Origin of the sequence: Aminobacter aminovorans, assembly GCF_900445235.1 — a bacterium.
In the GTDB taxonomy this organism is placed as follows: Bacteria; Pseudomonadota; Alphaproteobacteria; order Rhizobiales; family Rhizobiaceae; genus Aminobacter; species Aminobacter aminovorans.
Window position 1 is genome coordinate 3106619 of sequence record NZ_UFSM01000001.1, and the last position, 25653, is coordinate 3132271.

The window sequence follows — 25653 nt, forward strand, 5'->3', positions numbered from 1 at the left end:
TGTGTGCCTCAATGGATTTTTGCCCGACAGCAACGCCGAACCGCTTTGCCATTGGGGAATTCCATGCCTGCATCCATCTCTCTGTCGAATATTGCCTGGTCCACGCCTGAAGGCCGGACGCTCTTTGCCAATCTATCGCTGAACTTCGAAACCGGCCGCTCGGGGCTTGTCGGACGCAATGGCGTCGGCAAGTCGACGCTTCTGCATCTGATATCGGGTTTGCTAAAGCCGCAGGCCGGCAAGGTATCCGTCGTTGGCACGCTCGGGCTGCTGCGCCAGGCCGCGCAGGTCTCGCCTGGTGAAACCGTGGCCGACCTGTTCGGGGCATCTGAGAGGCTCGACCTGCTGCGCCGTGCTGAGGCCGGACTTGCCAGTGTCGAGGAATTGGCCAGTGCCGACTGGACGCTGGAGGCACGCATCGAGGCTGCGCTCGCCCGCGTCGGGTTGAGCGCGGAGCCTGCGACGGCGCTCAAGGCCCTGTCCGGCGGCCAGCGTACGCGTGCGGGGCTGGCCGCACTGGTCTTCGGCGCGCCCGATTTCATCCTGCTCGACGAGCCGACCAACAATCTCGACCGGAATGGGCGGGGGGCGGTAATCGACTTGCTGGCCGGCTGGCGATCAGGGGCCATCGTCATAAGCCACGACCGCGAGTTGCTGGACACGATGGACGCCATCGTTGAGCTGACGTCGCTGGGAGCCACGCGTTATGGCGGCAACTGGAGTCTCTATCGCGAGCGCAAGGTGACCGAACTGGCTGCCGCCCGGCACGATTTGCTCGACGCCGAAAGGCGCGTGTTGGACATTGCGCAGAAGGCCCAGGCGACAGCCGAGCGCAAGGCGCGCAAGGACGGTGCCGGCAAAAGCAAGGCCGCCAAAGGCGACATGCCGCGCATCTTGATAGGCGGGCTGAAGAACCGCGCCGAGAACACGTCAGGCGAGAACATCCGGCTGGCCGAGCGCCGGCGCGCCCAGGCGGAAGCGGATGCCGCCGCCGCTCACGAGCGGATCGAGGTGCTGCAGCCCATCTCGCTGAAACTGCCGTCGACCGGATTGCCGCCCGGAAAGGCCGTGCTGCGTATCTACCGGTTAACGGCGGGCTATGAAGCGGGCAAGCCGATCATTGCCGATTTCTCACTCGATCTCACCGGCGCCGAGCGGGTTACCATAAGCGGCGGCAATGGCACGGGGAAAACCACGCTGCTCAAGGCAATCTCGGGCAAGCTCAAGCCGTGGCTAGGCAACGTCTCGGTGCTGACCGCCTATGCCATGCTCGACCAGCAGGTCGGCCTGCTCGACGCCGAGGCGTCGATCCGTGACAATTTCCGCCGCATCAATCCCGAGGCGGACGAGAATGCCTGTCGTGCGGCGCTGGCGCGCTTCATGTTCCGCGCCGATGCGGCCTTGCAGGTCGTGGGCAGCCTGAGCGGCGGCCAGTTGCTGCGGGCGGGGCTCGCATGCGTGCTCGGCGGCAAGGTGCCGCCAGCGTTGCTGATCCTCGACGAGCCGACCAATCATCTTGATATCGACGCCATCGAGGCAGTGGAGGCCGGATTGCGTGCCTATGACGGAGCGTTGCTGGTGGTCAGCCACGACCAGGCCTTCCTCGAAGCCATCGGCATCACCAGGCGGGTGGAGATGGCGGCCTGCACCAACATCAGATGAGTTGAGCCTGATTGTGCCATACCGGTATCTGGCCAAGATGGCTGCGGAACACTGGAGATGGGACGATGAGCGAAGCCGGCCGAACGACGCACGGGAACGGGGCCGACGTGCTGACGGACGTGCTTCTGGTCAATGGCGTCGATGTCTGCTTCGCGAATCCCGGCACGTCGGAGATGCATTTCGTGGCTGCGCTCGACCGCAAGCCGCAACTGCGCTGCATTCTCGGGCTGCACGAGAATGTCGTTACCGGTGCCGCCGACGGCTATGCGAGGATGACGGGCAGGCCGGCGGCCACGCTGCTGCATACCGGGCCGGGACTGGCCAATGGCCTTGCCAACATGCACAACGCGAGGCGAGCCCGTACGCCGATGGTCAACATCGTCGGCGACCATGCCTCGTATCACCTGCCGCTCGATGCGCCGCTGACCAGCGACATTGACGGGCTGGCGCGGCCGATGTCGAACTGGGTGCGGCGGGTGACCGGCCCCGATGATGTCGGACCGGCGGCGGAGGCCGCCTGTCGCGCTTCTTTGACGCCGCCGGGCGTGGCAACGCTGATCCTGCCGGCAGATTCTGCCTGGGGCCATCCGGCTGCTGGGCAAAGACCGCTCCAGAAGGTCGTCCTCGATCCGCCACGTGCGCCCGATCCCGATGCCGTTCGTGATGTTGCCAAGGCCATCCGCGCCAATCCCGGCAGGACCGGCATGGTGTTGAGCGGCGCTGCGGCGCTGGCCGAGGGGCTCGAACTTGCCGGGCGGATCGCCAGCGGCTGCGACGTGACGCTGTTCAACGAGGTGCTGGTTGCTCATACTCAGCGCGGGCGAGGGCGGATGGCGCCGGCGCGCATTCCCTATCCGATCGACATGGCGCTGGAGTTCATGCGCGACATCGACGTTCTGGTGCTGGTCGGTGCGCCGGAACCGGTCGCCTTCTTCGCCTATCCCGGCAAGCCGGGCAAGCTGGTGCGCGCAGATTGCAGCGTGCTGACGCTTGCCCGGCATGGCGACGACCTGCTGGCTGCGCTCGACGCGCTGCGCGAGGAGCTGGGCGTGACGCGCGGCGGGATCGTGCCGCTGGCGCTGCCGATGGACGAAGGCGTGCCGTCAGGCCCGCTGACCGACGATGCGGTGGCCGTCACCGTCGCGGCGAGGTTGCCGGAGAACGCGATCGTCGTCGAGGAGTCAGTCACCTCCGGCCGGCGCTTCTTTCCGTTGTCGGCCTTTTCGGCACCGCACGACTTCATCATGACCACTGGCGGCTCCATCGGCGAGGGTATCCCGCTGGCGACGGGAGCGGCAGTGGCCTGCCCGGAGCGCAAGGTGATCAATCTCCAGGCGGACGGCAGCGCCATGTACACGCTGCAGGGGCTGTGGACGCAGGCGCGCGAAAATCTCGACGTGGTCACGATCATCTTTTCGAACCGTACCTATGCCATCCTGCATGCCGAAATGCGCAATGTCGGCGTGGCGACGGTGGGCCGGAATGCGACGCGCATGCTCGACCTCGACAGCCCGGCGCTCGACTGGGCATCGCTGGCGCGCGGCATGGGCGTGGAAGCGGCAGTCGCCACGACATGCGAGCAGTTTGCGGATCTGTTCGAAGCGGCGCTCAGGCGGCGCGGGCCGTTTCTGATTGAGGCGCGGCTCTGATCAGGTGCTGAGCGAATTCGAGGCGCGCAGGCTGACGCCGGTGATGCGCCAGATGCCGTCGGGCTGAAGCTCGAGCGTGTAGACGGCTTCGTAGTCCTTGCCGTCGGCCCCGACGATGATGACCTGCTGGATGATCGACGTCGGGTTCATTTCCTGGAATTTTCCGAATGAAAAGCTCTGTGGCTTGTGCACCGGCTTGTAGGCGCCTGCCACCATGCTCATGAAGGTGTCGACGGTCGGGAAGATCCGCCTCACATTGGGTGCGGCGTAGCTGTAGGCGGTGGCATTGTCGTCGGCGCGGAAGGCATGCAACTGGCCGGCAATGCTGTCTTGGGCGGCCTTGATTTCGGCCTCGCCGGCAAATGCCGGAAGCGACATGAGCAGGCAGGCAAGCAGGGCGGCACGGCGCATGGCGTTCTCCGGTCGCCAACCATTGGCGTTGCCAGCAGACACGCTGGATGTCGCGAAATGGTTGCATCTGGAAACGAGATTATCAGATCGGTGTGCAGGCTCGTGACGATTGTTGCGCCGGGAGGGAGATTTCTTTGCCCTGCCGACAACGAAGCTGTCGCTTGAAAGGGCTGGCCCGTTCTGCGACAAGACGGGCAAAGATGGAATGGACGAAGCGATGAAGACCTTTTTCGTGCAGATCAAATGCGAGCTCGGCAAGGCCTATGAGGTGGCGAGTGCATTGGCGGACGCCGAAATCGCTTCGGAAATCTATTCGACGGCCGGCAATTTCGACCTGCTGGCAAAGTTCTATGTCGATGACGAGGAAGACATCGGCCATTTCGTCAACGAGAAGGTCCATGCCATAGGCAACATCAAGGACACCTTCACCACGGTGACGTTCCGCGCGTTCTGAGCGCTGAAACGGCAGGTATCTGCCCATGTCGCCTGCATGCTGCCAAAAAGACGGGCAATTTCCTGATAAATAAGCCGGCTGGCATCGAAACCGGCGATTGCGCTTGATTTTCTCTCACGAGGTCATTTCACTGGCCATGAGGGGAGTTTGCCATTGGTTGCGTTCGACGAAATGCTGCCGGCAGAAGCCGGACTGAGAAGACCCTACGAAGCCTATGACGGCTGGCTGAAAAATCAGGATCCTGCCCGACTTACAGAGAAGATGCGCGATGCCGAGCGGGTGTTCCGCAAGACCGGCATCACCTTTGCCGTCTATGGCGAGCAGGAAGCATCGGAACGGCTGATCCCGTTCGACATCGTCCCCCGCATCATATCAGGCAATGAGTGGCGCCGGCTGACACAAGGCATAGAGCAGCGCGTGCAGGCGCTGAACGCTTTCCTAGACGACATCTACCACCGTCAGGAGATACTCCGCGCTGGACGTGTGCCGCGGGAGCTGATCGCTGCCAACGAGGCCTTCCTGCCTGAAATGATCGGGGTCCGGCCGCCGGCGGGCGTCTACACCCACATCATCGGCGTCGACGTCGTGCGCATCTCCGAGAACGAGTTCTACGTGCTTGAGGACAATGCGCGCACGCCCTCCGGCGTGTCCTATATGCTCGAGAACCGCGAAACGATGCTGCAGCTCTTCCCCGAGCTGTTCCAGCGCATCAAGGTGCATCCGGTCGAGAACTATCCGCAACTGCTCAGGCAGTCGCTGGCCGCGGTGCGGCCCAACGGGGTGAGTGGCGCCCCGACGATTGCGGTGCTGACGCCGGGCAGCTTCAACTCGGCCTACTTCGAGCATGCATTCCTGGCCGACCAGATGGGCGTGCAACTGGTGGAGGGGCAGGATTTGCGCGTCGTCGACGGCCATGTGGCGATGCGCACGACCGAAGGCTACAAGCGGATCGACGTGCTCTACCGCCGCGTCGACGACGCTTATCTCGACCCGTTGACCTTCAATCCGGATTCAGCGCTTGGCGTGCCCGGCATCATGGACGTCTACCGCGCCGGCAACATCACCATCGCCAACGCTCCCGGCACTGGCATCGCTGACGACAAAGCGATCTACTCCTATATGCCCGAGATCGTCGAGTTCTATACCGGACGCAAGCCGATCCTCGGCAACATCCCGACCTGGCGCTGCTCGGAACCCGACAGCCTGAAGTATGTCCAGGAGCACCTGGCCGAACTGGTGGTCAAGGAAGTGCACGGTTCGGGCGGCTATGGCATGCTGGTCGGGCCGGCCGCGTCCAGGAAAGAGCGCGAGGAGTTTTCGAAGAAACTCGCAGCACGCCCGTCGAACTACATCGCCCAGCCCACGCTGTCGCTGTCGACCTGCCCGATCCTGACCGAGAAGGGCCTGGCCCCGCGCCACGTTGACCTCAGGCCGTTCGTGCTGGTCTCTGATCGCATCCGCATCGTGCCCGGCGGGTTGACGCGGGTAGCGCTCAAGGAAGGTTCGCTTGTGGTGAACTCGTCTCAAGGTGGCGGGACAAAAGACACGTGGGTTTTGGACGACTGAGGGGACGCTGAGACTTCATGCTTCTGGGACGCACAGCCAACGGCCTTTACTGGATGAACCGCTATATCGAGCGGACCGAGAACATGGCGAGGCTGATCGATGCCGGCCTTCGCATCGCGCTGACCCGCAGCCAGGATGCCTCGGAGGAATGGAAATCGGTGCTGCTGTCGGCGGGAGCGGCAACGTCTTTCGCCGCCAAGCACAGCGACTACACGGCCGAAAACGTCGCCGACTTCCTGCTGCGCGACATGTCGAACCCGTCGAGCGCTGTGGCGGCGATCGAAACCGCGCGCAACAATGCGCGGATGGTGCGCACCGCGCTGACGCGGGAAACCTGGGAGAGCATCAACGAAGCCTGGATGTCGCTGAAGCGCGTTCTGGCGAGCCCGATCGACCAGCGCGAACTGCCCGGCGTGCTGGACGCCATCAAGCGCGAGACGGCGCTGATCCGAGGCTCGTTCTATGGCACCATGCTGCGCAACGAGATCTTCGACTTCGCCCAGCTCGGCACCTATGTCGAGCGCGCCGACAACACCGCGCGCATTCTCGACGTCAAATATTACGTGCTGCTGCCCTCGGTCTCCTGGGTCGGCTCGTCGCTCGACAACTACCAGTGGGAATCGATCCTGCGCTCGGTGGCGGCGCACCGATCCTATCGCTGGGTCTACGAGGCCGAATACAAGCCGACCAACATCGCGGAATATCTGATCCTCAATGCGCGCATGCCGCGTTCGCTGTCGTTCAGCTATCGCTTCCTTGCCGAGCATCTGAAGTTCCTCGGCGAAGATTATGGCGCCCGGCATCCGGCGCAGGAGATCGCCGAGCGGATCTATGCCCGTCTGCGTGGCACCGAGATCAAGGACATCTTCGAAACCGGTCTGCACGAGTTCCTGGCCGACTTCATCAGGGAAAATAATCGGCTGGGCGATCAGGTCGCCCAGGATTTCGGCTTTTATTGATCGGATAGGATGATGCGGCTCAAGGTCAGCCACCGCACAGAATACAGCTATGACGAGCCGATCCGCTACGGCCTGCAGCGGCTCAGGCTGTGGCCCGCGAGCGGACCGGCGCAGACGATGCTGACCTGGGCGCTGCACATCGAAGGCGCGCGGGAGGAGGTGCGTTTCCTCGATCAGTTCGGCAACGACACGCGGCTTCTGTCCATCGATGGCGATCCGCATACGATCAGCGTGGTGGCTGAGGGCGAGATAGAGACCAACGATACGGCTGGTGTTTCGGGACCACATCGCGGTTTTGCGCCGCTCTGGCTGTTCGAACACCAGACGCCGCTGACGGCGCCCGGCACAGCGATCCGCGATCTGGCGGCAAGTGTGGGCGATGGCGGCGATCTGCAGCGGCTGCACGGGTTGATGGCGCTCATCCAGCAGCGGATAGCTTATGTCACCGGCACGACGGACTCGCGCACGACCGCCGAGGAAGCACTGGTGAAAGGGACCGGCGTCTGCCAGGACCACTCACATGTATTTGCCGCTTCGGCCCGGCTGCTTGGATTTCCCGCGCGCTATGTCAGCGGCTACCTGATGATGAACGACCGGGTCGACCAGGTTGCCACGCACGCCTGGGCGGAGGCCTATGTCAGCGACCTCGGCTGGGTCGGGTTCGATGCAGCCAACGGCATGTCGCCCGACGAACGCTATGTGCGCGTGGCTGTCGGCCGCGACTATCGCGAGGCGATGCCGATAGCCGGCATTCTGATCGGGCATGCGCAGGAACGGCTTGCAGTCCACATCACGGTAGAGCAGTAATCCGGCATAAGAACATTCGCCGGAACTGGAATCGATGACCTATTGCGTCGGCATGAAAATTGACCGTGGCCTGGTGTTCATGTCGGACACGCGGACCAATGCCGGGGTCGACAATATCTCTACCTTTCGCAAGATGCGCATCTGGGAGCAGCCAGGCGAGCGCGTGGTCGTCTTGATGTCGGCCGGTAATCTGGCCACCACGCAGGCCGTGGTCAGCCTGCTCGACGAGCGCACCAAGGCTGCCGCCGAGCGGGCGCCGACGCTGCTCGAAGCGCCTTCGATGTTCCAGATCGCACGCATCGTCGGCGACACGGTCAAGGAAGTGATCGCCCAGTCGGCCCCGGCCGGCCAGACGGCGGATGCGGCCTTCAACGCCTCCTTCATTCTCGGCGGCCAGGTCAAGGGCAGCGAACCCCGGCTGTTCATGATCTATCCCGAAGGCAATTTCGTCGAATGCAGTGACGACACGCCGTTCTTCCAGATCGGAGAGACCAAATATGGCAAGCCGATCATCGTGCGCGCCTATGACCGTGCAATGAGCTTCGCCGAAACCGTGAAGCTCTTGATGGTGTCGTTCGATTCGACGCTGAAGTCGAACCTGTCGGTCGGCCTGCCGCTCGATCTGGCCTTCTACGAGAAGGACAGTTTCAAGATCGGGCTGAAGAGGCGCATCGGCGCCGACGATCCCTATTACCGGAGTGTGTCCGAAGGCTGGTCGGATGCCTTGAAGGCCGCGTTCCAGAGCTTGCCCGATTTCATCGAATAATCGAATGCCTTGGCCGGCCCTGAGGCCGATGGCGGAGAGAGAATTGCCATGGATAGCGAGGCGTTTCGCCATTGGTCGCAGAAGGCCGCCGAATGGGGAGCCGACTACCGCGTCGGCCTGCGCGACCTGCCGGTGCGACCGCGCCTCGAGCCGGGTCAGGTGTTAGCCTCGATTGAGGCCAGCCCGCCCGAAACCGCCGAGCCGATGGAGGCGATCTTCGCTGACTTTGAGGCCAAGATCGTGCCGGGCATGACGCATTGGCAGCATCCGCGCTTTTTCGCCTATTTTCCGGCCAATGCGGCACCGGTGTCGGTGGTGGCCGAATATCTGGTCAGCGCCATGGCGGCGCAATGTATGCTGTGGCAGACCTCGCCGGCGGCGACCGAACTCGAGACCCGCGTCGTCGACTGGATGCGCCAGGCCCTCGGGCTGCCTGAAAGCTTTACCGGTGTGATCCAGGATTCGGCTTCGTCGGCAACGCTCGCCGCCGTTCTGACCATGCGCGAACGCGCACTCGACTGGCAGGGCAACAAATCGGGCCTGTCGGCTGCGCCTGGGATTCGCGTCTATTGCTCGGAGCACGTGCACACGTCGATCGATCGCGCCATCTGGATATCAGGCATTGGCGAAGACAATCTCGTGCGCATTCCGAGCGAGGGGCGCTTTCGCGCCATGTCGCCCGAGGCACTGGATGCGGCAATCGTAGAGGACCGCAAGAATGGCCTGCTGCCGGCCGGCATCATTGCCTGTGTCGGCGGCACCAGCGTGGGCGGCACCGACGACGTGGCGGCGGTCGTGGAGGTGGCCATGCGCCACGGCCTCTATGTCCATGTCGACGCGGCCTGGGCCGGCTCGGCGATGATCTGTCCGGAGTTTCGCCACTTCTGGGCAGGTGTCGAGGGCGCGGATTCCATTGTCTTCAATCCGCATAAGTGGCTGGGGGCGCAGTTCGACTGTTCGATCCAGTTCATCCGCGATCCCGAAAGCCTCGTACGCACGCTGGCGATCCGGCCGGAGTTCCTGAAGACGCATGGCCGCGACGGCATCACGAATTATTCCGAGTGGTCGGTACCGCTCGGTCGACGCTTCCGGGCGCTGAAACTGTGGTTTCTGCTGCGTGCGCATGGGCTGGATGGCTTGCGCGGGATGATCCGCAATCATGTCAGATGGAGCGAGGGGCTGGCTCAGCGACTGGGTCGTGAGGTCGATTTCGAGATCACCAGCGAGCCTATGCTGTCGCTGTTTTCGTTCCGTCATGCGCCGCCGGGCGTTGACGATCTCGACGACCACAATCTGGCGCTGGTCGAGGCGATCAATCGGGATGGACGGATCTATCTGACGCAGACGCGGCTCGACGGGCGCGCCGTGATCCGCTTCCAGGCCGGGGAGTTCGAAGCGACCGAGGCCGATGTCGACAAGGCGTTCGACGTAATCGTCGAGCTTGCCCGAACCGCGGGATGATCATCCGGTAGTGGCATTAAAGCCGGCCGGAACATGACGTCCCGGCCGGCTTTTGTTTAAGCGTGTCAGGCGCCCCGGATGTAAGGCAGCACCTCGATCGTGCCGCGATAGATCATTTCGCCCGCGACATAGAGAATGATGACCAGGCCGACATAGGCGATCCAACGGTACTTCTGCAGCAGGTTGGCGATGAAGCTCGCTGCAACGCCCATCAGCGCGATCGACAGCACGAGGCCGAAGATCAGAACGTTGGGATGGTCGCGCGCGGCACCGGCGACGGCCAGCACATTGTCGAGAGACATCGAGACGTCGGCGATGAGGATCTGCCAGGCGGCCTGGGCAAAGGTCTTGCGCGGCGCGGTACCCGCGACCTTGCCGTCCTTGTCGATATCCCGGTCGGACAGGGCTTCGACGGCCTGGGTTTCCTCGGCATGGCTGTGGCGGAGTTCACGCCACATCTTCCAGCACACCCACAAAAGCAGCACGCCACCGGCGAGCAGCAGGCCGACGATCTGGAGAAGCTGGGTCGTTGCAGCGGCAAAGCCGATACGGAGCACCGTTGCGGCGATGATACCGACCAAGATCGCCTTGGCGCGCTGGTCCTTGGGCAGGCCCGCGGCGGCGAGGCCGATGACGATGGCATTGTCACCGGCCAGAACCAGATCGATCATGATGACCTGGAAGAGGGCGGTCAGGGCCTCGGGGGTAAAGAATTCTGTCATATGGCACCCTTTGCTTTCAGCAAGGGCGGCGTGGCTTGCAGACATGATCTGCCGCACCGGGATGGCTCCGGTCTAGCAAGAATCAGGACGTGCTGAGTGGTGAATGCATGTTGAGCCAGGCCGCCGGATTGGAAACTCCAGTCCGACATCGCAGCCATGGTGACTGCCAGAGGGGCCCGGCCTGGGTGGCAGGTTGGTAATCGATCGCTGCGCGGATTTCAAGGCCGAAACCGCATTTGTTCCACATCCCGCGGAGGCGGGATATTCGACCAATGCGGCTTCGATGTGACTTTCGAAGTGCCTTTTCACTGCTTTCGTTCTGGCCTATCGTTGCTCAAAACGAAATTCAGGGAACGCTCATCATGTATCTGTCGCCACGCCAGTCCGAGATCATCCAACTGGCCAAGGACAATGGGCGTGTGCTGGTCGACGACCTGGCGACGCACTTCCAGGTGACCCCACAGACGATCCGCAAGGATCTCAACGACCTGTGCGACCAGCGGCTTTTGAGCCGCATCCATGGGGGGGCGCTGTTTCCTTCCGGCATTGAGAACCTGGAATACGAGGCGCGCCGCAAGATTGCCGCCGACGAGAAGGATGCGATCGGTCAGGCCGCGGCACGCCTCATTCCCGACAACGCCTCGCTGTTCGTCAATATCGGCACCACCACGGAAGCCGTCGGCAAGGCGTTGCTCGACCATAAGGGACTGATGGTCATCACCAACAACATCAATGTCGCCAACAGGATGCGGGTCTATCCTGACATGGAGGTGGTGATTGCCGGTGGTGTGGTTCGCGGCTCGGACGGCGGCATTGTCGGGGAGGCGGCCGTCGACTTCATCCGCCAGTTCAAGGTCGACTATGCGGTGATCGGCGCTTCGGCGATCGATCATGACGGCGCGCTTCTCGACTTCGACTTCCGCGAGGTCAAGGTGGCGCAGGCGATCATCGCCAATGCGCGCCACGTCATCCTGGTGTCGGATCAGACCAAGTTCGAGCGCACGGCCCCGGTGCGCATCGCGCATCTGTCGCAGATGGACACCTTCATCACTGACCATTGCGACATTCCCAGCATCCGCAAGATCTGTGCGGAATCGGACGTGCAGCTCGTCGAAACGAAAAGACCCGCGCCGTGAGCGCGGGTCTTTAGTGGGCGCGGCCTGATTTCAGGCGCAAACGGGACTAGTAGGGCGAATAGCACTGCTGGCGCGGCCCGTTATAGGGTTGGAAGGTATTGTCGGACGCGCGATACGAACGATAGCGGTCGTAGCACCATTGCACATGGGAATTGCCGTAGCGGCTCGGCTGGACGTAGCGCGGCTGTGGCTGGTTGGCGATGGCGCCGCCGATGATTGCACCCGCTATAAAGGCGCCGGCCGGGAACCAGAAGTTGTTGTGGCGACGAAAGCCGGGCCGGTAATCGCGATAGCCGCGATGGCCGTTGAAATACACCACATCGCCACGCTCACGATAGAAGCCGCTGCGCGGCGCGCGAAAATGGCTGGCACTGTCGCTGCGCATGACACGGCGCTTCTTCCAATAGCCGTCATATTGCACCTGCTGGACCGCCGTGTCGGCCTGCGGGGCCTTGGGGACGTAGCCCGAAACCGACGCGGCTTCGGCCACGGGCATCATCGCGAACGACGCCGCGATGGCTGTGGCCATCAGGCTTGAGATCATCTTGTTCATGCTCGTCTCCTCGAATTCGGATTGTTCCTTCAGGGGCATAACGGCGTTGAGGGCCAAATGTTCCTGATGGCGGCAACAGGCTGCAAATGGCATTGGCGGATCGATCAGGGCAATGAACTGGAAGCAGTGGTGAGCGCGCAGGGATTCGAACCCTGGACCTACTGATTAAAAGTCAGTTGCTCTACCGGCTGAGCTACGCGCTCCCGAAGGCCGCGCGGCGACCTCGAAATTGCGGCGGAACATAGGGAGAGTGTCCCGGCGGGTCAACCGGAAAAACTTCATTGCAAACAGCCTGTCGGATGAGGGGCGTTGGGCCCCTCCGAAGCGTCGGTTCAGCCGCCTAATATTACCTGGTGGTGATATTGCTGGTGTTGGGGCGCGCTGCTAGACATCGGTGGCCCAATATCGGGCGAATTCGTTTTGGAAATTTGATAGATGCGCATGCTTTTGAAACTCGCCGTTGCTACGGTTGTCGCGGCTTCCGTTATTCCTGCCGTTGCCCAGGCAGAAGACCTTGTCTTCACGCTGAAGAATGGCACGACCTCGGTGCTGACCAATTTTTATGCCTCGCCCGTCGGCGTCGACCAGTGGGAAGACGATATCTTCGGCCGCGACACGCTGGGTGCAGGCGAAAGCATGCAGATCACCATCGCCGACGGCCGCAGCGTCTGCCAATACGACATGCGCTTCGAATTCGAGGAAGGCTCCGACCTCGACACGACCGAGGACAAGCAGAACCTCTGCGAACTCGGCGAATACACGATCCACGAATAGGGCTGGCCGCGCTCAGGGTCGGCCAGGAACAACGCTGGTCACGCTGCGAACAGATTCGGCGCCGGTTGCGTCGAACCTTAACAGAGTGGCGATCGGCAATGCACGGCACAGGAACGCCGAAGATAACCGCACCGGGCCGGAAGCAACCGGCCCGTCTGCCACAAAATGGTGATTGGTACCTGACTGCCGCTGCCGCTATAGCGGCCCTGCACATTGTGGAGCGGCATTGAATGGCATTGGACGTCGGTTATCTCAGCGCATTGGGGGCGGGCGCCCTGTCTTTCCTGTCGCCTTGCGTGTTGCCGCTGGTGCCGCCCTATCTCTGCTACATGGCCGGCGTTTCCGTCGATGATTTCAGAGCCGAGGGCGGGTCGGCCACGGCTTCCCGCGCTCGCGGCGCGCTTTTGACGGCGTCTGCCTCCTTCGTGCTCGGCTTTTCCACCGTCTTCGTGGCGCTGGGCGCCGGCGCCTCGACCATCGGGCAGCTTCTGCGAACCTGGCAGGAGCCGCTGGCCATGGCCGCCGGCGTGCTGATCATCCTGATGGGACTCAATTTCCTCGGCATCCTGCGCATTCCGCTGCTATCGCGCGAAGCGCGTTTCCAGTCGCAAGGCAAGCCGGCGAGCAATCTCGCCGCCTATCTGATGGGTCTTGCCTTTGCCTTTGGCTGGACGCCGTGCATCGGACCGGTTCTGGGGCCGATCCTGACGCTGGCCGGTGGGCGTGAGACCGTGGGTGAGGGCGCTGCCCTGCTTGCTGTCTACTCGCTCGGTCTTGGCATTCCTTTCCTGATCGCTGCACTGTTTTCCGGCGCGTTCATGCGCTTCCTGCAGAAGTTCCGCGTCCATCTCGGCAAGGTCGAAAAGGCGATCGGCGCGCTCCTGGTTGTCGCCGGCGTGCTGTTCGTGACCGGCGGTGTGCAGACCGCGTCCTACTGGTTGCTTGAGCGCTTTCCGGTTCTCGGCCAGCTCGGCTGATCCTTCAAACCGTCGAAATCTGTGTGCATTGGAGGCGATTGCCAGCAATGCTAGAAAGGTGGCCGAATCCAGCCGCCTTCTCCCAATCCGGACGACGCCATGACCCCGAGAACCTGCCTGTCGATCATCCTTGCTGCCGGCGAAGGCACACGGATGAAGAGCGCGACACCCAAGGTACTGCACCAGATCGCCGGTTTGCCGATGGTGGCGCATGTCGCGAAGAGCGCCGACAAGGCGGGCACCGATGCCGTCGCGCTGGTCGTCGGCCATGGCGGCGACACGGTGAGGAAGGCCGCCGAAGCGTTCGCGCCAAAGGCCGATGTCTTCGTCCAGTCCGAGCGCCTGGGCACTGCCCATGCAGTGCTGGCGGCACGGCCGGCGATCGCCAGGGGCCATGACGACATTCTTGTAATGTTCGGTGACACCCCCCTGGTCGAGCCCGATTCGCTTGCCTTGGCGCGGCAAAAGCTTGCCGAAGGTGCAGCTGTCGTCGTCATCGGCTTCCGGCCGCCGAACCCGGCAGGTTATGGTCGCCTGATCGAGAAGGATGGCCGGCTGGTTGCCATCCGCGAGGACAAGGACTGCACCGACGAGGAACGCAAGATCGGCTTCTGCAATGCCGGGCTGATGGCGATTGCGGGCAAGGATGCGCTGAAGCTGCTCGACCAGGTCGGCAACTCCAACGCCAAGGGCGAATTCTACCTTACCGACATCGTCGAGATCGCCGACAAGGACGGCTTGCAGGTCGTTGCTTCAGAAGCGAGCTTCGAAAGCGTTCTCGGCATCAACAACCGGGCGGAACTCGCCGAGGCCGAGGCGATTTGGCAGAAGCGCCGCCGCCGGCAGGCAATGCTTGATGGGGCGACGCTGATTGCGCCCGAAACCGTGTACTTTTCGCATGACACGGATATCGGCGCCGACGTGCTGGTCGAGCCGAATGTCTGGTTCGGTCCTGATGTGAAGGTGGCCGACGGCGCCGTCATCCATGCGTTCAGCCATCTCGAAGGGGCCGCTGTCGGACCCCGGGCCGAGGTCGGGCCGTACGCCAGGCTGCGCCCGGGTGCGGAACTGCATGAGAAAGCCAAGGTCGGCAATTTCTGTGAGGTCAAGAAGGCGACGGTCGAGAAGGGCGCCAAGGTCAACCACCTGACCTATATCGGCGACGCGCGCGTCGGCGCCGGCGCCAACATCGGGGCGGGCACGATCACCTGCAACTATGACGGCTATTCCAAGTTCTTCACCGACATCGGCGAGGGCGCCTTCATCGGTTCCAATTCGTCGCTGGTGGCGCCGATCGTCATCGGCGCCGGCGCCTATGTCGCCTCGGGCAGCGTCATAACAGAGGAAGTGCCCGGGGATGCGCTGGCCTTTGGTCGGGCGCGCCAGAAGACGTTGGCGGGCAAGGGCAAGGAACTGCGCGAACGCTTCGCCGCTGCCGCCGCTGCCAAAAAGGCGAATGCAAAGTAACGGCATTTCAATCCTGCCGTGCCATGGATGGTCCTTCTTACCCGGCCGGGCGGCTGATACGTTGCGAAACGGAATGTGACTTCCGCTTGGCTGCTGCGCTGCCTAAAAGACCGACAGGGTTTTGAGGGATTGGACGGGGCGAAATCATGTGCGGAATCGTTGGTATCGTCGGCCAGACGCCGGTTGCGCCGCTGATCGTGGATGCGCTGAAGCGGCTGGAATATCGCGGTTATGATTCCGCCGGTGTCGCCACCATCGAGAATGGGGAACTGGCGCGCCGCCGCGCCGAGGGCAAACTGGTCAATCTCGAGCGCCGGCTCAAGGCCGAACCGCTGGATGGCAATATCGGCATCGGCCATACGCGCTGGGCAACGCACGGGGTGCCGAACGAGACCAATGCGCATCCGCATTTTTCCAACGGCGTGGCGATCGTCCACAACGGCATCATCGAGAACTTTGCCGAGCTGCGTCATGAGCTCATGGCCGATGGCTATGAGTTCACGTCGCAGACCGACACCGAGGTCGTGGCGCATCTGATCGCGCGTGAACTGGCGCGCGGCACCAAGCCTATCGATGCCGCGCATGCGGCGCTGAAGCGCCTCAACGGCGCCTTCGCGCTCGCCATCATGTTCAAGGGCGACGAGGATCTGATCGTCGGTGCCCGCAACGGCCCACCGCTTGCTGTCGGCCATGGCGACGGCGAGATGTTTCTTGGCTCGGATGCGATTGCGCTTGCGCCCTTCACCAATTCGGTCACCTATCTCGAAGACGGCGACTGGGCGGTGGTGCGCCGGAACGAATTCCAGATCTACACGATGGACCGCACGCCGGTGGAGCGCCAGCGGCGCCAATCGGTCGGCACCAGCTATCTCGTCGATAAGGGTAATCACCGCCATTTCATGGAAAAGGAAATCCATGAGCAGCCGGAGGTGATCTCGCACACGCTGGCGCACTATCTCGACTTCACGCAAGGGACGTCGAAGCCGCTCGACCTGCCGTTCAACTTCGCCGACATCGACCGCCTCGCGGTTTCGGCCTGCGGTACGGCCTATCTTGCCGGGCTTGTCGGCAAATACTGGTTCGAGCGCCACGCACGGCTGCCGGTCGACATCGATGTCGCCTCGGAGTTCCGCTACCGCGAGATGCCGATCTCGAAGAAGAGTGCTGCGTTCTTCGTCTCGCAGTCGGGTGAAACCGCCGACACGCTGGCGTCGCTGCGCTACTGCCGTAAGGAAGGCGTGCCGATCGGCGCGATCGTCAATGTACGCGAATCGACGATGGCGCGCGAATCCGACGTCGTGATGCCGACGCTTGCCGGCCCCGAGATCGGCGTTGCCTCGACCAAGGCCTTCACCTGCCAACTTTCGGTGCTGGCTGCGTTGACCATACGGGCCGCCTCGCAACGCGGGACGATTACGGCGGAAGAAGAAAGGGCGCTGGTGCGCAGCCTGTCGGAGACGCCGCGCTATGCTGCCCAGGTGCTCAAGCTCGACAAGCAGATAGAGAAGGTTTCGCGTGAGCTGGCTTCCTACAAGCACGTGCTCTATCTCGGCCGCGACACCAATTTCCCGCTCGCCATGGAAGGCGCGCTCAAGCTCAAGGAAATCTCCTACATTCATGCCGAGGGTTATGCCGCCGGCGAGCTCAAGCACGGCCCGATCGCACTGATCGATGAGAACATGCCTGTCATCGTCATCGCTCCACATGACCGCATCTTTGAAAAGACCGTGTCGAACATGCAGGAAGTGGCGGCCCGCGGCGGCAAGATCATCCTGATCACCGACCAGAAGGGTGCCGCGCAGGCGACGGTGAAGACACTCGAGACCATCGTGTTGCCCGACGTGCCGGAGTTCATCGCGCCGATCATCTACGCGCTGCCGATCCAGATGCTGGCCTATTTCACCGCCGTGTTCATGGGCACCGACGTCGATCAGCCGCGCAACCTGGCGAAGTCGGTGACGGTCGAGTAGGGCTTCTGCCCCCTACCAAGATCGGTGTTCCAAAGCGTCGCGCGCTTGACTAATGTTGCGCTGCAAACGGTGCGGCGGTGAACGATGTCGGATGGCCACAAGACTTCTGGGATGACGCGGCTGAGGAACTATTTCCTCACCGGTTTCATCGTCTGCGCGCCGCTGGTGCTGACCATCTATATCGTCTGGTCGTTCATCGGCTGGGCCGACTCCTGGGTAAAGCCGTATATTCCGGCGAGCTACAATCCCGATACCTATCTGTCGATTCGGGTGCCGGGTTTCGGCCTGATCGTCGCCCTGGTGATGATCACGCTGATCGGTTTCCTGACGGCCAACTTCATCGGACGCGCCATCGTCGGATTCGGCGAGCGGCTCCTGAACAGGACCCCGCTGGTGCGCGGCCTGTACAAGACGCTGAAGCAGCTGTTCGAGACCGCGCTGTCGAACAAGAGCGACATGTTCCGGACCGTCGGCATGGTCGAATATCCGCGCAAGGGTGTCTGGTCGATCGTCTTCGTCGGCAATGAAAAGCGGACGGAGATCAACGACAAGCTCGACAAGGAAGGCGACCCGCTGATTGCGGTGTTCATGCCGTGCACGCCCAATCCGACCACGGGATTCCTGATGTATGTGCATCGCTCCGAGGTCGTGCTGCTCGACATGAGCATCGAGGACGGCGCCAAGCTGATCGTCTCGGCTGGCCTTGTGGTGCCAGAACCGGCGCCGGGCGCAGCAGCCAAGAGCAAGGCGATCGAAGGGCCCATCGGCAACCCTCCTGCCGGCGCGCTGCCTCAGCCGGCCCTGAGCAAGCGCACGGCCTCGTCCCTGCCGAACACGTAAAGCAGCAGGCGCAACGCTTCCCCGCGTGGCGACACGAGCTCGGGATCGCGCGCAAGGATCAGGCGGGCGTCGTCGCGGGCGATCTCCAGCAGGTCGGCATGCGTCTCGATGCGCGCGATCTGGAAGCCCGGTGTGCCGGACTGCCGCGTGCCCAGCAATTCGCCTTCGCCGCGCAGTTTCAGATCTTCTTCTGCGATGAGGAAACCGTCCTCGGTGTCCCGCATGACCGAAAGGCGGCGTTTTGCGGTTTCGCCGAGCGGGTCCTTGTAGAGCAGCACGCAGGAAGACGGTTTCGAACCGCGGCCGACACGGCCGCGCAGCTGGTGCAACTGGGCGAGGCCGAAGCGCTCGGCGTGCTCGATGACGATGATGGTGGCGTCGGGCACGTCGACGCCGACCTCGATGACGGTGGTGGCGATCAGCACACGCGTCTCGCTCTCCTTGAAGGCGCGCATCGCCTCGTCCTTCTCCGCACCCTTCATCCGGCCATGGACGAGGCCGATACGTTGGCCGAAGACCGGCTGTAGCGAGGCGAAACGATCCTCGGCAGACATCAGTTTTATCTCTTCGGATTCCTCGACCAGCGGGCAAATCCAGTAGACCTTCTGGCCGTCGGCCACGGCGTCGCGCATGCGGCCGACGAGTTCCTCCAAGCGCTCGAGCGGCATGGTGACGGTGCGGATCGGCTGTCGTCCGGCCGGCTTTTCGGTCAGCCGCGATACGTCCATGTCGCCGAAGGCGGTGAGCACCAGCGTGCGCGGGATCGGCGTCGCGGTCATGACCAGCATGTCCGGCGCCTGGCCCTTGGCGTTCATGGCGAGGCGCTGGTGCACACCGAAGCGATGCTGCTCGTCGATGACGGCGAGCGCCATGTCGCGGAAGGTGACGGTTTCTTGGAACAAAGCGTGGGTGCCGATGACGATGTCGATCTCACCGCTTTCGAGCCCGGCCAGCGTCTGGGCCCGGTCACGGCCCTTTTCGCGGCCGGTCAGCACGGCGACGCGCATGCCGACGCGCTCGGCCAGCGGAGTAATGGTCGCGAGATGCTGGCGGGCGAGGATCTCCGTTGGGGCCATCAGTGCGGCCTGGCCGCCGGCTTCGACGGCGCGGGCCATGGCCAGAAGTGCCACCACCGTCTTGCCCGAGCCGACGTCGCCCTGAAGCAGGCGCAGCATGCGCTCCGGCTTGGCGAGGTCGGCATCGATCTCTTCCAGCGCGGCCTGTTGCGAGCCGGTCAGTTGATAAGGTAGTGCCGCGCGGAGCGCGTTGACGAGGCGACCGTCGCCGGTCAGCGGCCGGCCATGCAGCTTGCGCACGCGGGCGCGGACGAGGGCGAGCGACACCTGGCCGGCAAGCAACTCGTCATAGGCGAGACGGCGCCAGGCGGCATTTTCGGGCGAGGCGTCGATCGGATCGGCCGGATTGTGGACGCGCAGCAGCGCTGCCGCGAAACCGGGAAAACTCTGCCGGCGCATGACATCGGCGTCCAGCCACTCCGGCAAGACCGGCACCCGTTCGAGCGACTGGCCGATGGCGCGGCGCAGCACCTTGGCCGAAAGGCCCGCCGTCAGCGGGTAGACAGGTTCGACCAGCGGCAGCTTGTCGGCCTCGCTGGCAAGCGCGATGTGGTCGGGATGAACCATCGAGGGGCGGCCGTTGAACCACTCCATGCGGCCCGAGACGATGACATTCTCGCCCTCGGGCATCGCCTTTTCGAGATAGGCGGCATGCGCATGGAAGAAGGTAAGCGTGATCTCACCTGTGTCGTCATGGGCAAAGACGCGGTAGGGCGCAGAGCGGTTGCCGCGCGGCGCCGGCTGGTGGCGGTCGATGCGGACCTCCAGCGTGACGATGGCACCTTCGGCGGCGAGCGCGATACCAGGTCGGTTGCGGCGGTCGATGACGCTGTTGGGCAATATGAAAGCGAGGTCGCCGACGCGGGCGGACCGATCGCCGAGATCGGCAGGCACGACCTTCTCGATCAGCACGGCGACCTTCGGTCCGATGCCGGCGAGCGAAGTGATGGGGGAGAACAGGGGATCGAGAAGGGATGGACGCATCGTGTCAGCTTATGCGCTGCTGCAGCCTGGGCAAAGGCTGACATCGCCGGCTATCCACGCTATATGCGCCTCGACATCAGAGGATTGCTGACATGACCGGATCGACACGCTCGAGCGAAGGGCTTGATACGCGCAGGCGCAAGCTGCTGTTCCGCTCCTGGCATCGCGGCATGCGCGAGATGGACCTGATCCTCGGCAGTTTCGCCGATGCCAACATCGACAGGCTGAGCGATACCGAGCTCGACCACTACGAGGTGCTGCTCGACATTACCGACAAGGAGCTGCTGTCGTGGATCATCGGCGAACATCCGGTGCCGGCTGAAGTCGACCATGACGTCTACCGCCAGATCGTGGCATCGCGCGGCGCGTTCACAGCTTGAGTGGAATCATGAGCCTGACCAAAGCAATCGGCCTGCCCAAGGGTCGCGCCGGACAGTTCATCGTCGACGGCGTCGCGGACGGCTACGAGGCCTTCGCGCTCGCCATTGCGGCAGCCGAGACGGCGCCCGACAGGCCGCTGCTGTTTGTCGCGCGCGACGGCCAGCGGCTGCCGCAAATCGTCGAAGCGCTGGCTTTCGTCGCGCCCGACCTGCCGGTGCTCGAACTGCCGGCCTGGGACTGCCTGCCATACGACCGCGTGTCGCCGGGATCGGACACGGCCGCGCGCCGGCTTGATGCACTGGCGGCGATGATCACATTGAGGAAAGAGCCGCACCGGGCGATCGTGCTGACGACTGCCAATGCGCTTTTGCAGCGTGTGCCTCCGTCTGCGGCCATTGAAGCGCAGGAATTCCGTGCCAAGCCGGGCAATCAGGTCGAGATGAACGGCCTGGTGGCGCGACTCGAGCGGGCGGGCTTCGAGCGTGTGCCGACGGTCCGCGGCGTCGGCGAATTCGCCGTACGCGGCGGCATCCTCGACCTCTACGCGCCAGGTGCTGCGGATGCGCTGCGGCTCGACTTTTTCGGCGACACGCTGGAGACGATCCGCGCCTTCGACGTCGCCAGCCAACGCACGATAGGCAGCCGCAACCAGGTGGTGCTGCAGGCGATGAGCGAAGTGGCGCTGACGCCCGAGACGATCAGCAAGTTCCGCCGCAGCTACATCGAGGCCTTTGGCGCGCCGTCACGCGACGATGCGCTTTATGCGGCGGTCAGCGAAGGCCGGCGTTTTGCCGGCATGGAGCATTGGCTGCCCTTCTATTATTCGCATCTCGAAACGATCTTCGACTATCTGCCTGACGCACCCGTGGTGTTCGACCATCTGGCCCGCGAGGCTTTGGGCGAGCGCCATGCGCTGATCCTCGATCACTACGATTCCCGGCGCAAACAGGGTGAAGGCAAGGGCCTCAAGGACGCCGTGCCCTACAAGCCCGTGGCGCCTGATCAGATGTATCTGTCGCCCGAAGAGGTGTTCACTGCGCTAGCCGACCAGGTCAACGCTGAGCTTACGCCGTTCGACACGCCGTTTTCGAGCGGACGCAAGGTGCTGCACGCCGGTTCGCATGCCGGCCGCAGCTTTGCCGAGGAACGCGCCGACCCCAATGCCAACGTCTTTGACGTGGTGGCCCGGCACATTGCCGACCAGCGGGCGGCCAAGCGCCGCGTCGTCGTCGCCGGCTGGACCGAAGGCTCGCTCGACCGACTGACGCAGATCCTCGACGAGCACGAACTCGGCAACCTCAAGCGGGTGGCGAATCTGGCTGAGGTCGAAGCGCTGAAGCCGGGCGAAGCGGGCCTCGCGGTGCTGCCGATCGAGGCCGGCTTCGAGTCCGGCGACCTCGTCGTCGTTGCCGAGCAGGACATACTCGGCGACCGGTTGATCCGGCGCTCGAAGAAGCGCAAGCGCGCCGCCGACTTCATCGCCGAGGCGTCGTCGCTGTCGTCGGGCGACATCGTCGTCCACGCCGACCACGGCATCGGACGCTTTGTCGGACTCAAGACCATCGAGGCGGCCGGCGCGCCGCATGACTGCCTTGAAATCCATTATGCCTCCGACGGCCGCCTGTTCCTGCCGGTCGAGAACATCGAGCTTCTGTCGCGCTATGGCTCCGACTCGGCCGAGGCCCAGCTCGACAAGCTAGGCGGCGGCGCCTGGCAGTCGCGCAAGGCCAAGCTCAAGCGGCGCCTGCTGGAGATGGCCGGCCAACTGATCAAGCTTGCCGCCGAACGGCATATGCGCGAAGCGCCGGCGATGAACCCGCCTGACGGCGTCTATGGCGAATTCGCGGCGCGGTTCCCCTATGAGGAGACCGACGACCAGCAGAGCGCCATCGACTCGGTGATGGAGGACCTTGGCGCCGGCAAGCCGATGGACCGCCTGATCTGCGGCGACGTCGGCTTTGGAAAAACCGAGGTTGCCCTCCGTGCGGCCTTCATCGCCGCCATGGAAGGTTTCCAGGTCGCGGTGGTTGTGCCGACGACGCTGTTGTCGCGCCAACATTTCAAGACCTTCTCACAGCGCTTCGCCGGCCTGCCGGTCAAGGTGCGGCAAGCCTCCAGGCTTGTCGGCACCAAGGAACTGGCCGAGACCAAGCAAGGCATCGCCGACGGCACGGTCGACATCGTCGTCGGCACACATGCGCTGCTGGGCTCGTCGATACAGTTCAAGAACCTCGGGCTGCTGATCATCGACGAAGAGCAGCATTTTGGCGTCAAGCACAAGGAACGGCTCAAGGAGCTGAAGAGCGACGTGCACGTGCTGACGCTGTCGGCGACGCCGATCCCGCGTACGCTGCAGCTGGCGCTGACGGGGGTGCGCGAACTGTCATTGATCGCCACGCCGCCGGTTGACCGCATGGCGGTGCGCAGCTTCATCTCGCCCTTCGACCCATTGGTCATCCGCGAGACGCTGCTGCGCGAGCGCTATCGCGGCGGCCACAGCTTCTATGTCGTGCCGCGCATCGCCGATCTTGCCGAAATTCATCAGTTCCTGCAGGAATCGGTGCCTGAGCTGAAGGTGGCGGTGGCGCATGGGCAGATGCCGCCAGGCGAGCTCGACGACATCATGAACGCCTTCTATGACGGCCAGTACGACGTGCTGCTGTCGACGACCATCGTCGAATCGGGCCTCGACATTCCAACTGCCAACACGCTGATCGTGCACCGCGCCGACATGTTCGGCCTAGCCCAGCTCTACCAGCTGCGCGGGCGTGTCGGCCGTTCCAAGGTGCGCGCCTATGCGCTGTTCACGCTGCCGGCCAACCGGACGCTGACGGCGACTGCCGACCGCAGGCTCAAGGTGCTGCAGTCGCTCGACACGCTGGGCGCCGGCTTCCAGCTTGCCAGCCACGACCTTGATATCCGCGGTGCCGGCAACCTTCTGGGCGAGGAGCAGTCGGGTCATATCAAGGAGGTCGGCTTCGAACTTTACCAGCAGATGCTGGAAGAGGCGGTGGCCGAACTGCGCGGCAGCGGCGAGGCGATCGACACCGGCTGGTCGCCACTGATCGCGGTCGGCACGGCGGTGATGATTCCGGAAAGCTATGTGCCGGACCTGCAGCTCAGGCTGGCGCTCTACCGTCGACTTGGCGATCTCGAAAACACCGAGGAGATCGACGGCTTCGGCGCCGAGCTCATCGACCGCTTCGGGCCGCTGCCGGAAGAGGTCAAGCACTTGCTCAAGATCGTCTTCATCAAGGCTTTGTGCCGCAAGGCCAATGTCGAGAAGCTGGATGCCGGGCCGAAGGGCGTGGTGGTGCAGTTCCGCAAGAAGGAGTTCGCCAATCCGGCGGGTCTGGTGCGCTACATCGCCGAGCAGGGTTCGCTGGCCAAGATCAGGCCGGACCACTCGGTGGTGTTCGCTCGCGACTGGCCGAACCCGGAAAAGCGCCTGGCCGGCTCGGCCGTCATCATGACGCAACTGGCCAAGCTCGCCGAACAGGCAGCTTGAGGCGCCGAGCGCCTGGATAGGCACCGGCATCGCCAGGACGCGATGCCGGAGAAGCCGTTGGATTGGATCAGGTGTCCGTAAGACGCAAAGTCATGTCCCAGCGGTCCAGCCCTGGCGCGAAACCATCGGGCGTGACTTTCGAGGCGGTGAAGCCGAATTTCTCATAGAAGCCGTGGGTGTGTTGGCTCGTGTCCAGGATCAGTTCTGCGATGCCAGGGATAGCTCGTGCCTGCGCCAATCTGGTCTGCGTCAGTCTGGTCCCCAGACCCCGTCCGTGAAACGCCCTGTCGACCATCCCCCACGCCAAACTGGCGCGCTTGCGTTCTGGCTCGACCGACAGCCCGCCACAGGCGATGACCGAGCCATGGTGTGTGAGCACCAGATAGGGCCAACCTTCGGTATCGATGCTTTCCAGAAATTGGCAAAAGTCCGCGCGCTCTTCCGGTGCAAAGAAGGTCGGCACGTTGCTGTCGAATATCGCCAGGCAGGCGGCAAAGTCTTCGGCCACGTAGGGCCGGGATGTTATGTCGTCCATTGCCTAAATTGCCTCGAAGGATCGCGGTTGTTTGCGCAGCCCAATTGCTGTTTCGGGCCAAGAGTGGCCTTAGCAGGCGATGGGTGTGGCGCTCACGCGTCGTCGCGAAGGCTCTTGGCCGCTCCATGCCGTGACGTCGATGAAGCCATTAGGGCCCAATGCCGGCGCCACGGACACTGGCGCTCCATCGCCGGCACTGCTCATCGCCTACACGAAAAAAGCCCCGATCGCCGAAGCGAAGGGGCCTTTGGATACTTTGTATCACACTCTCCGGCGCAGCGGCCGAGCGGGCTTAGTTGAGCGTCGGCTCGCCGGCAGTCTTTTCGGCTGCGACCTGGCGAATGGCATCGGCCAGAGTGGCCGAGTCCTGGGCACCCATAACGGCGTATTTGCCGTCGAGCAGGAAGCAAGGCACGCCGGTGATCCCCATGCGCGAGGCGGTGACGATCTCGTTGGTGACGTCGTCGCGGTCGGCATCGGTGGCGAGCAGCGATTCGACCACTGCCGTATCCATGCCGGCCTCACGCGCCGCTTCGACCAGCACGGCATGGTCGCCGATGTTCTTGCCCTGCTCGAAATAGAGGCTGAACAGCGAACGCGCGAGCTTGTCCTGAACGCCGTATCCCGATGCCGCCGCCCAGCGGATGAGGCGATGGGCGTCGAGCGTGTTGGGGGCGACGGTGATGGCGTCGAAATCGAAAGAGATGCCCTCGATCGCGCCCAGCGAGACCAGGTTGGCGTGGACTTGCTTCAGCCGGTTCTCGTCGTTGAACTTCGCCAGCATGTAAGCCTTGCGCTCCTTGCCCTCCGGCGGGATGGTCGGATCAAGCTGGAACGGGCGCCAATGCACCTCGGCCTTGATGTCGGCCAGGCTGGCGAGGGCGTTTTCGAGGCGCTTCATGCCGAGAAAACACCACGGGCAGACGACATCCGAGACGACGTCGATGGTGATCCGGTTCTGTTCAGTCATGGAAAAGTCCTTAGCTCAGCAGTTC

Annotated in this window: 22 protein-coding genes and 1 tRNA gene; 16 read left to right on the forward strand and 7 right to left on the reverse strand. The window is 63.4% G+C overall.

Going from position 1 to position 25653, the window contains the following annotated elements:
• Positions 1-63 precede the first annotated feature (63 nt).
• Both DY201_RS15310 and DY201_RS15315 read left to right on the forward strand, forming a co-directional pair.
• On the forward strand, positions 64-1662 hold the full coding sequence (locus tag DY201_RS15310) for an ABC-F family ATP-binding cassette domain-containing protein (RefSeq protein ID WP_115731934.1): 1599 nt from the start codon (positions 64-66) through the stop codon (positions 1660-1662).
• Positions 1663-1727: 65 nt separating this feature from the next.
• On the forward strand, positions 1728-3311 hold the full coding sequence (locus DY201_RS15315; protein ID WP_115731935.1) for an acetolactate synthase large subunit: 1584 nt from the start codon (positions 1728-1730) through the stop codon (positions 3309-3311).
• Here the strand turns inward: DY201_RS15315 and DY201_RS15320 are convergent, their stop codons facing one another.
• Positions 3312-3722, reverse strand: coding sequence for a DUF4864 domain-containing protein (locus tag DY201_RS15320; protein ID WP_115733817.1), 411 nt, complete (start codon positions 3720-3722; stop codon positions 3312-3314). It abuts the gene before it with no gap.
• 217 nt (positions 3723-3939) lie between these two features.
• Between DY201_RS15320 and DY201_RS15325 the strand changes: the two genes are divergently transcribed.
• The 6 genes from DY201_RS15325 (at position 3940) to DY201_RS15350 (ending at position 9735) form a co-directional block, all read left to right on the forward strand.
• Positions 3940-4176 (forward strand): Lrp/AsnC ligand binding domain-containing protein, encoded by a 237-nt coding sequence (locus tag DY201_RS15325; RefSeq protein ID WP_115733818.1) that lies wholly within the window; start codon positions 3940-3942, stop codon positions 4174-4176.
• A gap of 153 nt (positions 4177-4329) precedes the next feature.
• Positions 4330-5742, forward strand: a complete 1413-nt coding sequence (locus DY201_RS15330; RefSeq protein ID WP_165915866.1) for a circularly permuted type 2 ATP-grasp protein — start codon at positions 4330-4332, stop codon at positions 5740-5742.
• A 17-nt stretch (positions 5743-5759) separates the two neighbouring features.
• Positions 5760-6701 (forward strand): alpha-E domain-containing protein, encoded by a 942-nt coding sequence (locus tag DY201_RS15335; protein WP_115731937.1) that lies wholly within the window; start codon positions 5760-5762, stop codon positions 6699-6701.
• 12 nt (positions 6702-6713) lie between these two features.
• Positions 6714-7508, forward strand: a complete 795-nt coding sequence (locus DY201_RS15340; RefSeq protein ID WP_067966579.1) for a transglutaminase family protein — start codon at positions 6714-6716, stop codon at positions 7506-7508.
• A gap of 34 nt (positions 7509-7542) precedes the next feature.
• Complete coding sequence (locus DY201_RS15345) at positions 7543-8274, forward strand: proteasome-type protease (protein ID WP_115731938.1); 732 nt, start codon at positions 7543-7545, stop codon at positions 8272-8274.
• A 48-nt stretch (positions 8275-8322) separates the two neighbouring features.
• Entirely contained in the window at positions 8323-9735 is a 1413-nt protein-coding gene (locus tag DY201_RS15350; RefSeq protein ID WP_115731939.1) for a pyridoxal phosphate-dependent decarboxylase family protein, read from the forward strand.
• A gap of 65 nt (positions 9736-9800) precedes the next feature.
• Here the strand turns inward: DY201_RS15350 and DY201_RS15355 are convergent, their stop codons facing one another.
• The gene (locus DY201_RS15355; protein WP_115731940.1) at positions 9801-10457 is read right to left on the reverse strand and encodes a TerC family protein; all 657 of its coding nucleotides are present in this window, start codon (positions 10455-10457) and stop codon (positions 9801-9803) included.
• Between the two features lie 362 nt (positions 10458-10819).
• Here DY201_RS15355 and DY201_RS15360 point away from each other — a divergent pair, with 362 nt between their 5' ends.
• Entirely contained in the window at positions 10820-11593 is a 774-nt protein-coding gene (locus tag DY201_RS15360) for a DeoR/GlpR family DNA-binding transcription regulator (protein WP_115731941.1), read from the forward strand.
• Between the two features lie 46 nt (positions 11594-11639).
• On the opposite strand, the gene DY201_RS15365 is transcribed toward DY201_RS15360, so the two are convergent.
• A complete protein-coding gene (locus DY201_RS15365) occupies positions 11640-12146 on the reverse strand; it encodes a BA14K family protein (RefSeq protein ID WP_115733819.1) in 507 nt (168 codons plus the stop codon).
• Between the two features lie 127 nt (positions 12147-12273).
• Positions 12274-12349 (reverse strand) — tRNA-Lys (locus tag DY201_RS15370).
• 232 nt (positions 12350-12581) lie between these two features.
• Between DY201_RS15370 and DY201_RS15375 the strand changes: the two genes are divergently transcribed.
• The 5 genes from DY201_RS15375 to DY201_RS15395 all read left to right on the forward strand — a co-directional run bounded on the left by DY201_RS15375 (position 12582) and on the right by DY201_RS15395 (position 18174).
• On the forward strand, positions 12582-12920 hold the full coding sequence (locus DY201_RS15375) for a hypothetical protein (RefSeq protein ID WP_115731942.1): 339 nt from the start codon (positions 12582-12584) through the stop codon (positions 12918-12920).
• 230 nt (positions 12921-13150) lie between these two features.
• The gene (locus tag DY201_RS15380) at positions 13151-13897 is read left to right on the forward strand and encodes a cytochrome c biogenesis CcdA family protein (RefSeq protein WP_115731943.1); all 747 of its coding nucleotides are present in this window, start codon (positions 13151-13153) and stop codon (positions 13895-13897) included.
• A 99-nt stretch (positions 13898-13996) separates the two neighbouring features.
• On the forward strand, positions 13997-15364 hold the full coding sequence (gene glmU, locus DY201_RS15385) for a bifunctional UDP-N-acetylglucosamine diphosphorylase/glucosamine-1-phosphate N-acetyltransferase GlmU (RefSeq protein WP_115731944.1): 1368 nt from the start codon (positions 13997-13999) through the stop codon (positions 15362-15364).
• Positions 15365-15510: 146 nt separating this feature from the next.
• Positions 15511-17334, forward strand: a complete 1824-nt coding sequence (gene glmS, locus DY201_RS15390) for a glutamine--fructose-6-phosphate transaminase (isomerizing) (RefSeq protein ID WP_115731945.1) — start codon at positions 15511-15513, stop codon at positions 17332-17334.
• A gap of 84 nt (positions 17335-17418) precedes the next feature.
• The gene (locus DY201_RS15395; protein ID WP_067962205.1) at positions 17419-18174 is read left to right on the forward strand and encodes a DUF502 domain-containing protein; all 756 of its coding nucleotides are present in this window, start codon (positions 17419-17421) and stop codon (positions 18172-18174) included.
• On the opposite strand, the gene recG is transcribed toward DY201_RS15395, so the two are convergent.
• Positions 18126-20234, reverse strand: coding sequence for an ATP-dependent DNA helicase RecG (recG, locus tag DY201_RS15400; RefSeq protein ID WP_115731946.1), 2109 nt, complete (start codon positions 20232-20234; stop codon positions 18126-18128). The two genes, DY201_RS15395 and recG, sit on opposite strands and share 49 nt — an antisense overlap.
• A 92-nt stretch (positions 20235-20326) precedes the next feature.
• Here recG and DY201_RS15405 point away from each other — a divergent pair, with 92 nt between their 5' ends.
• Both DY201_RS15405 and mfd read left to right on the forward strand, forming a co-directional pair.
• Positions 20327-20614, forward strand: coding sequence for an FAD assembly factor SdhE (locus DY201_RS15405; RefSeq protein WP_115731947.1), 288 nt, complete (start codon positions 20327-20329; stop codon positions 20612-20614).
• An 8-nt stretch (positions 20615-20622) separates the two neighbouring features.
• A complete protein-coding gene (mfd, locus tag DY201_RS15410) occupies positions 20623-24123 on the forward strand; it encodes a transcription-repair coupling factor (RefSeq protein ID WP_115731948.1) in 3501 nt (1166 codons plus the stop codon).
• 67 nt (positions 24124-24190) lie between these two features.
• Here the strand turns inward: mfd and DY201_RS15415 are convergent, their stop codons facing one another.
• Together DY201_RS15415 and DY201_RS15420 are read right to left on the reverse strand one after the other, a co-directional pair.
• Positions 24191-24658: a GNAT family N-acetyltransferase gene (locus DY201_RS15415; protein WP_115731949.1), complete on the reverse strand. Its 468-nt coding sequence runs from the start codon at positions 24656-24658 to the stop codon at positions 24191-24193.
• A 292-nt stretch (positions 24659-24950) separates the two neighbouring features.
• Positions 24951-25628 carry a DsbA family oxidoreductase gene (locus tag DY201_RS15420; RefSeq protein WP_115731950.1) on the reverse strand — a complete coding sequence of 226 codons (678 nt, stop codon included), beginning with the start codon at positions 25626-25628 and terminating at the stop codon, positions 24951-24953.
• Positions 25629-25653 lie beyond the last annotated feature (25 nt).

Coding starts and splice junctions, on each gene's coding strand:
- DY201_RS15365 (WP_115733819.1), bottom strand. CDS start 12,146: ATGAACAAGATGATCTCAAGCCTGATGGCCACAGCCATCGCGGCGTCG.
- DY201_RS15395 (WP_067962205.1), top strand. CDS start 17,419: ATGTCGGATGGCCACAAGACTTCTGGGATGACGCGGCTGAGGAACTAT.
- DY201_RS15320 (WP_115733817.1), bottom strand. CDS start 3,722: ATGCGCCGTGCCGCCCTGCTTGCCTGCCTGCTCATGTCGCTTCCGGCA.
- DY201_RS15345 (WP_115731938.1), top strand. CDS start 7,543: ATGACCTATTGCGTCGGCATGAAAATTGACCGTGGCCTGGTGTTCATG.
- DY201_RS15310 (WP_115731934.1), top strand. CDS start 64: ATGCCTGCATCCATCTCTCTGTCGAATATTGCCTGGTCCACGCCTGAA.
- DY201_RS15405 (WP_115731947.1), top strand. CDS start 20,327: ATGACCGGATCGACACGCTCGAGCGAAGGGCTTGATACGCGCAGGCGC.
- DY201_RS15360 (WP_115731941.1), top strand. CDS start 10,820: ATGTATCTGTCGCCACGCCAGTCCGAGATCATCCAACTGGCCAAGGAC.
- DY201_RS15415 (WP_115731949.1), bottom strand. CDS start 24,658: ATGGACGACATAACATCCCGGCCCTACGTGGCCGAAGACTTTGCCGCC.
- glmU (WP_115731944.1), top strand. CDS start 13,997: ATGACCCCGAGAACCTGCCTGTCGATCATCCTTGCTGCCGGCGAAGGC.
- DY201_RS15375 (WP_115731942.1), top strand. CDS start 12,582: ATGCGCATGCTTTTGAAACTCGCCGTTGCTACGGTTGTCGCGGCTTCC.
- DY201_RS15340 (WP_067966579.1), top strand. CDS start 6,714: ATGCGGCTCAAGGTCAGCCACCGCACAGAATACAGCTATGACGAGCCG.
- DY201_RS15355 (WP_115731940.1), bottom strand. CDS start 10,457: ATGACAGAATTCTTTACCCCCGAGGCCCTGACCGCCCTCTTCCAGGTC.
- glmS (WP_115731945.1), top strand. CDS start 15,511: ATGTGCGGAATCGTTGGTATCGTCGGCCAGACGCCGGTTGCGCCGCTG.
- DY201_RS15335 (WP_115731937.1), top strand. CDS start 5,760: ATGCTTCTGGGACGCACAGCCAACGGCCTTTACTGGATGAACCGCTAT.
- mfd (WP_115731948.1), top strand. CDS start 20,623: ATGAGCCTGACCAAAGCAATCGGCCTGCCCAAGGGTCGCGCCGGACAG.
- DY201_RS15350 (WP_115731939.1), top strand. CDS start 8,323: ATGGATAGCGAGGCGTTTCGCCATTGGTCGCAGAAGGCCGCCGAATGG.
- DY201_RS15420 (WP_115731950.1), bottom strand. CDS start 25,628: ATGACTGAACAGAACCGGATCACCATCGACGTCGTCTCGGATGTCGTC.
- recG (WP_115731946.1), bottom strand. CDS start 20,234: ATGCGTCCATCCCTTCTCGATCCCCTGTTCTCCCCCATCACTTCGCTC.
- DY201_RS15325 (WP_115733818.1), top strand. CDS start 3,940: ATGAAGACCTTTTTCGTGCAGATCAAATGCGAGCTCGGCAAGGCCTAT.
- DY201_RS15315 (WP_115731935.1), top strand. CDS start 1,728: ATGAGCGAAGCCGGCCGAACGACGCACGGGAACGGGGCCGACGTGCTG.
- DY201_RS15380 (WP_115731943.1), top strand. CDS start 13,151: ATGGCATTGGACGTCGGTTATCTCAGCGCATTGGGGGCGGGCGCCCTG.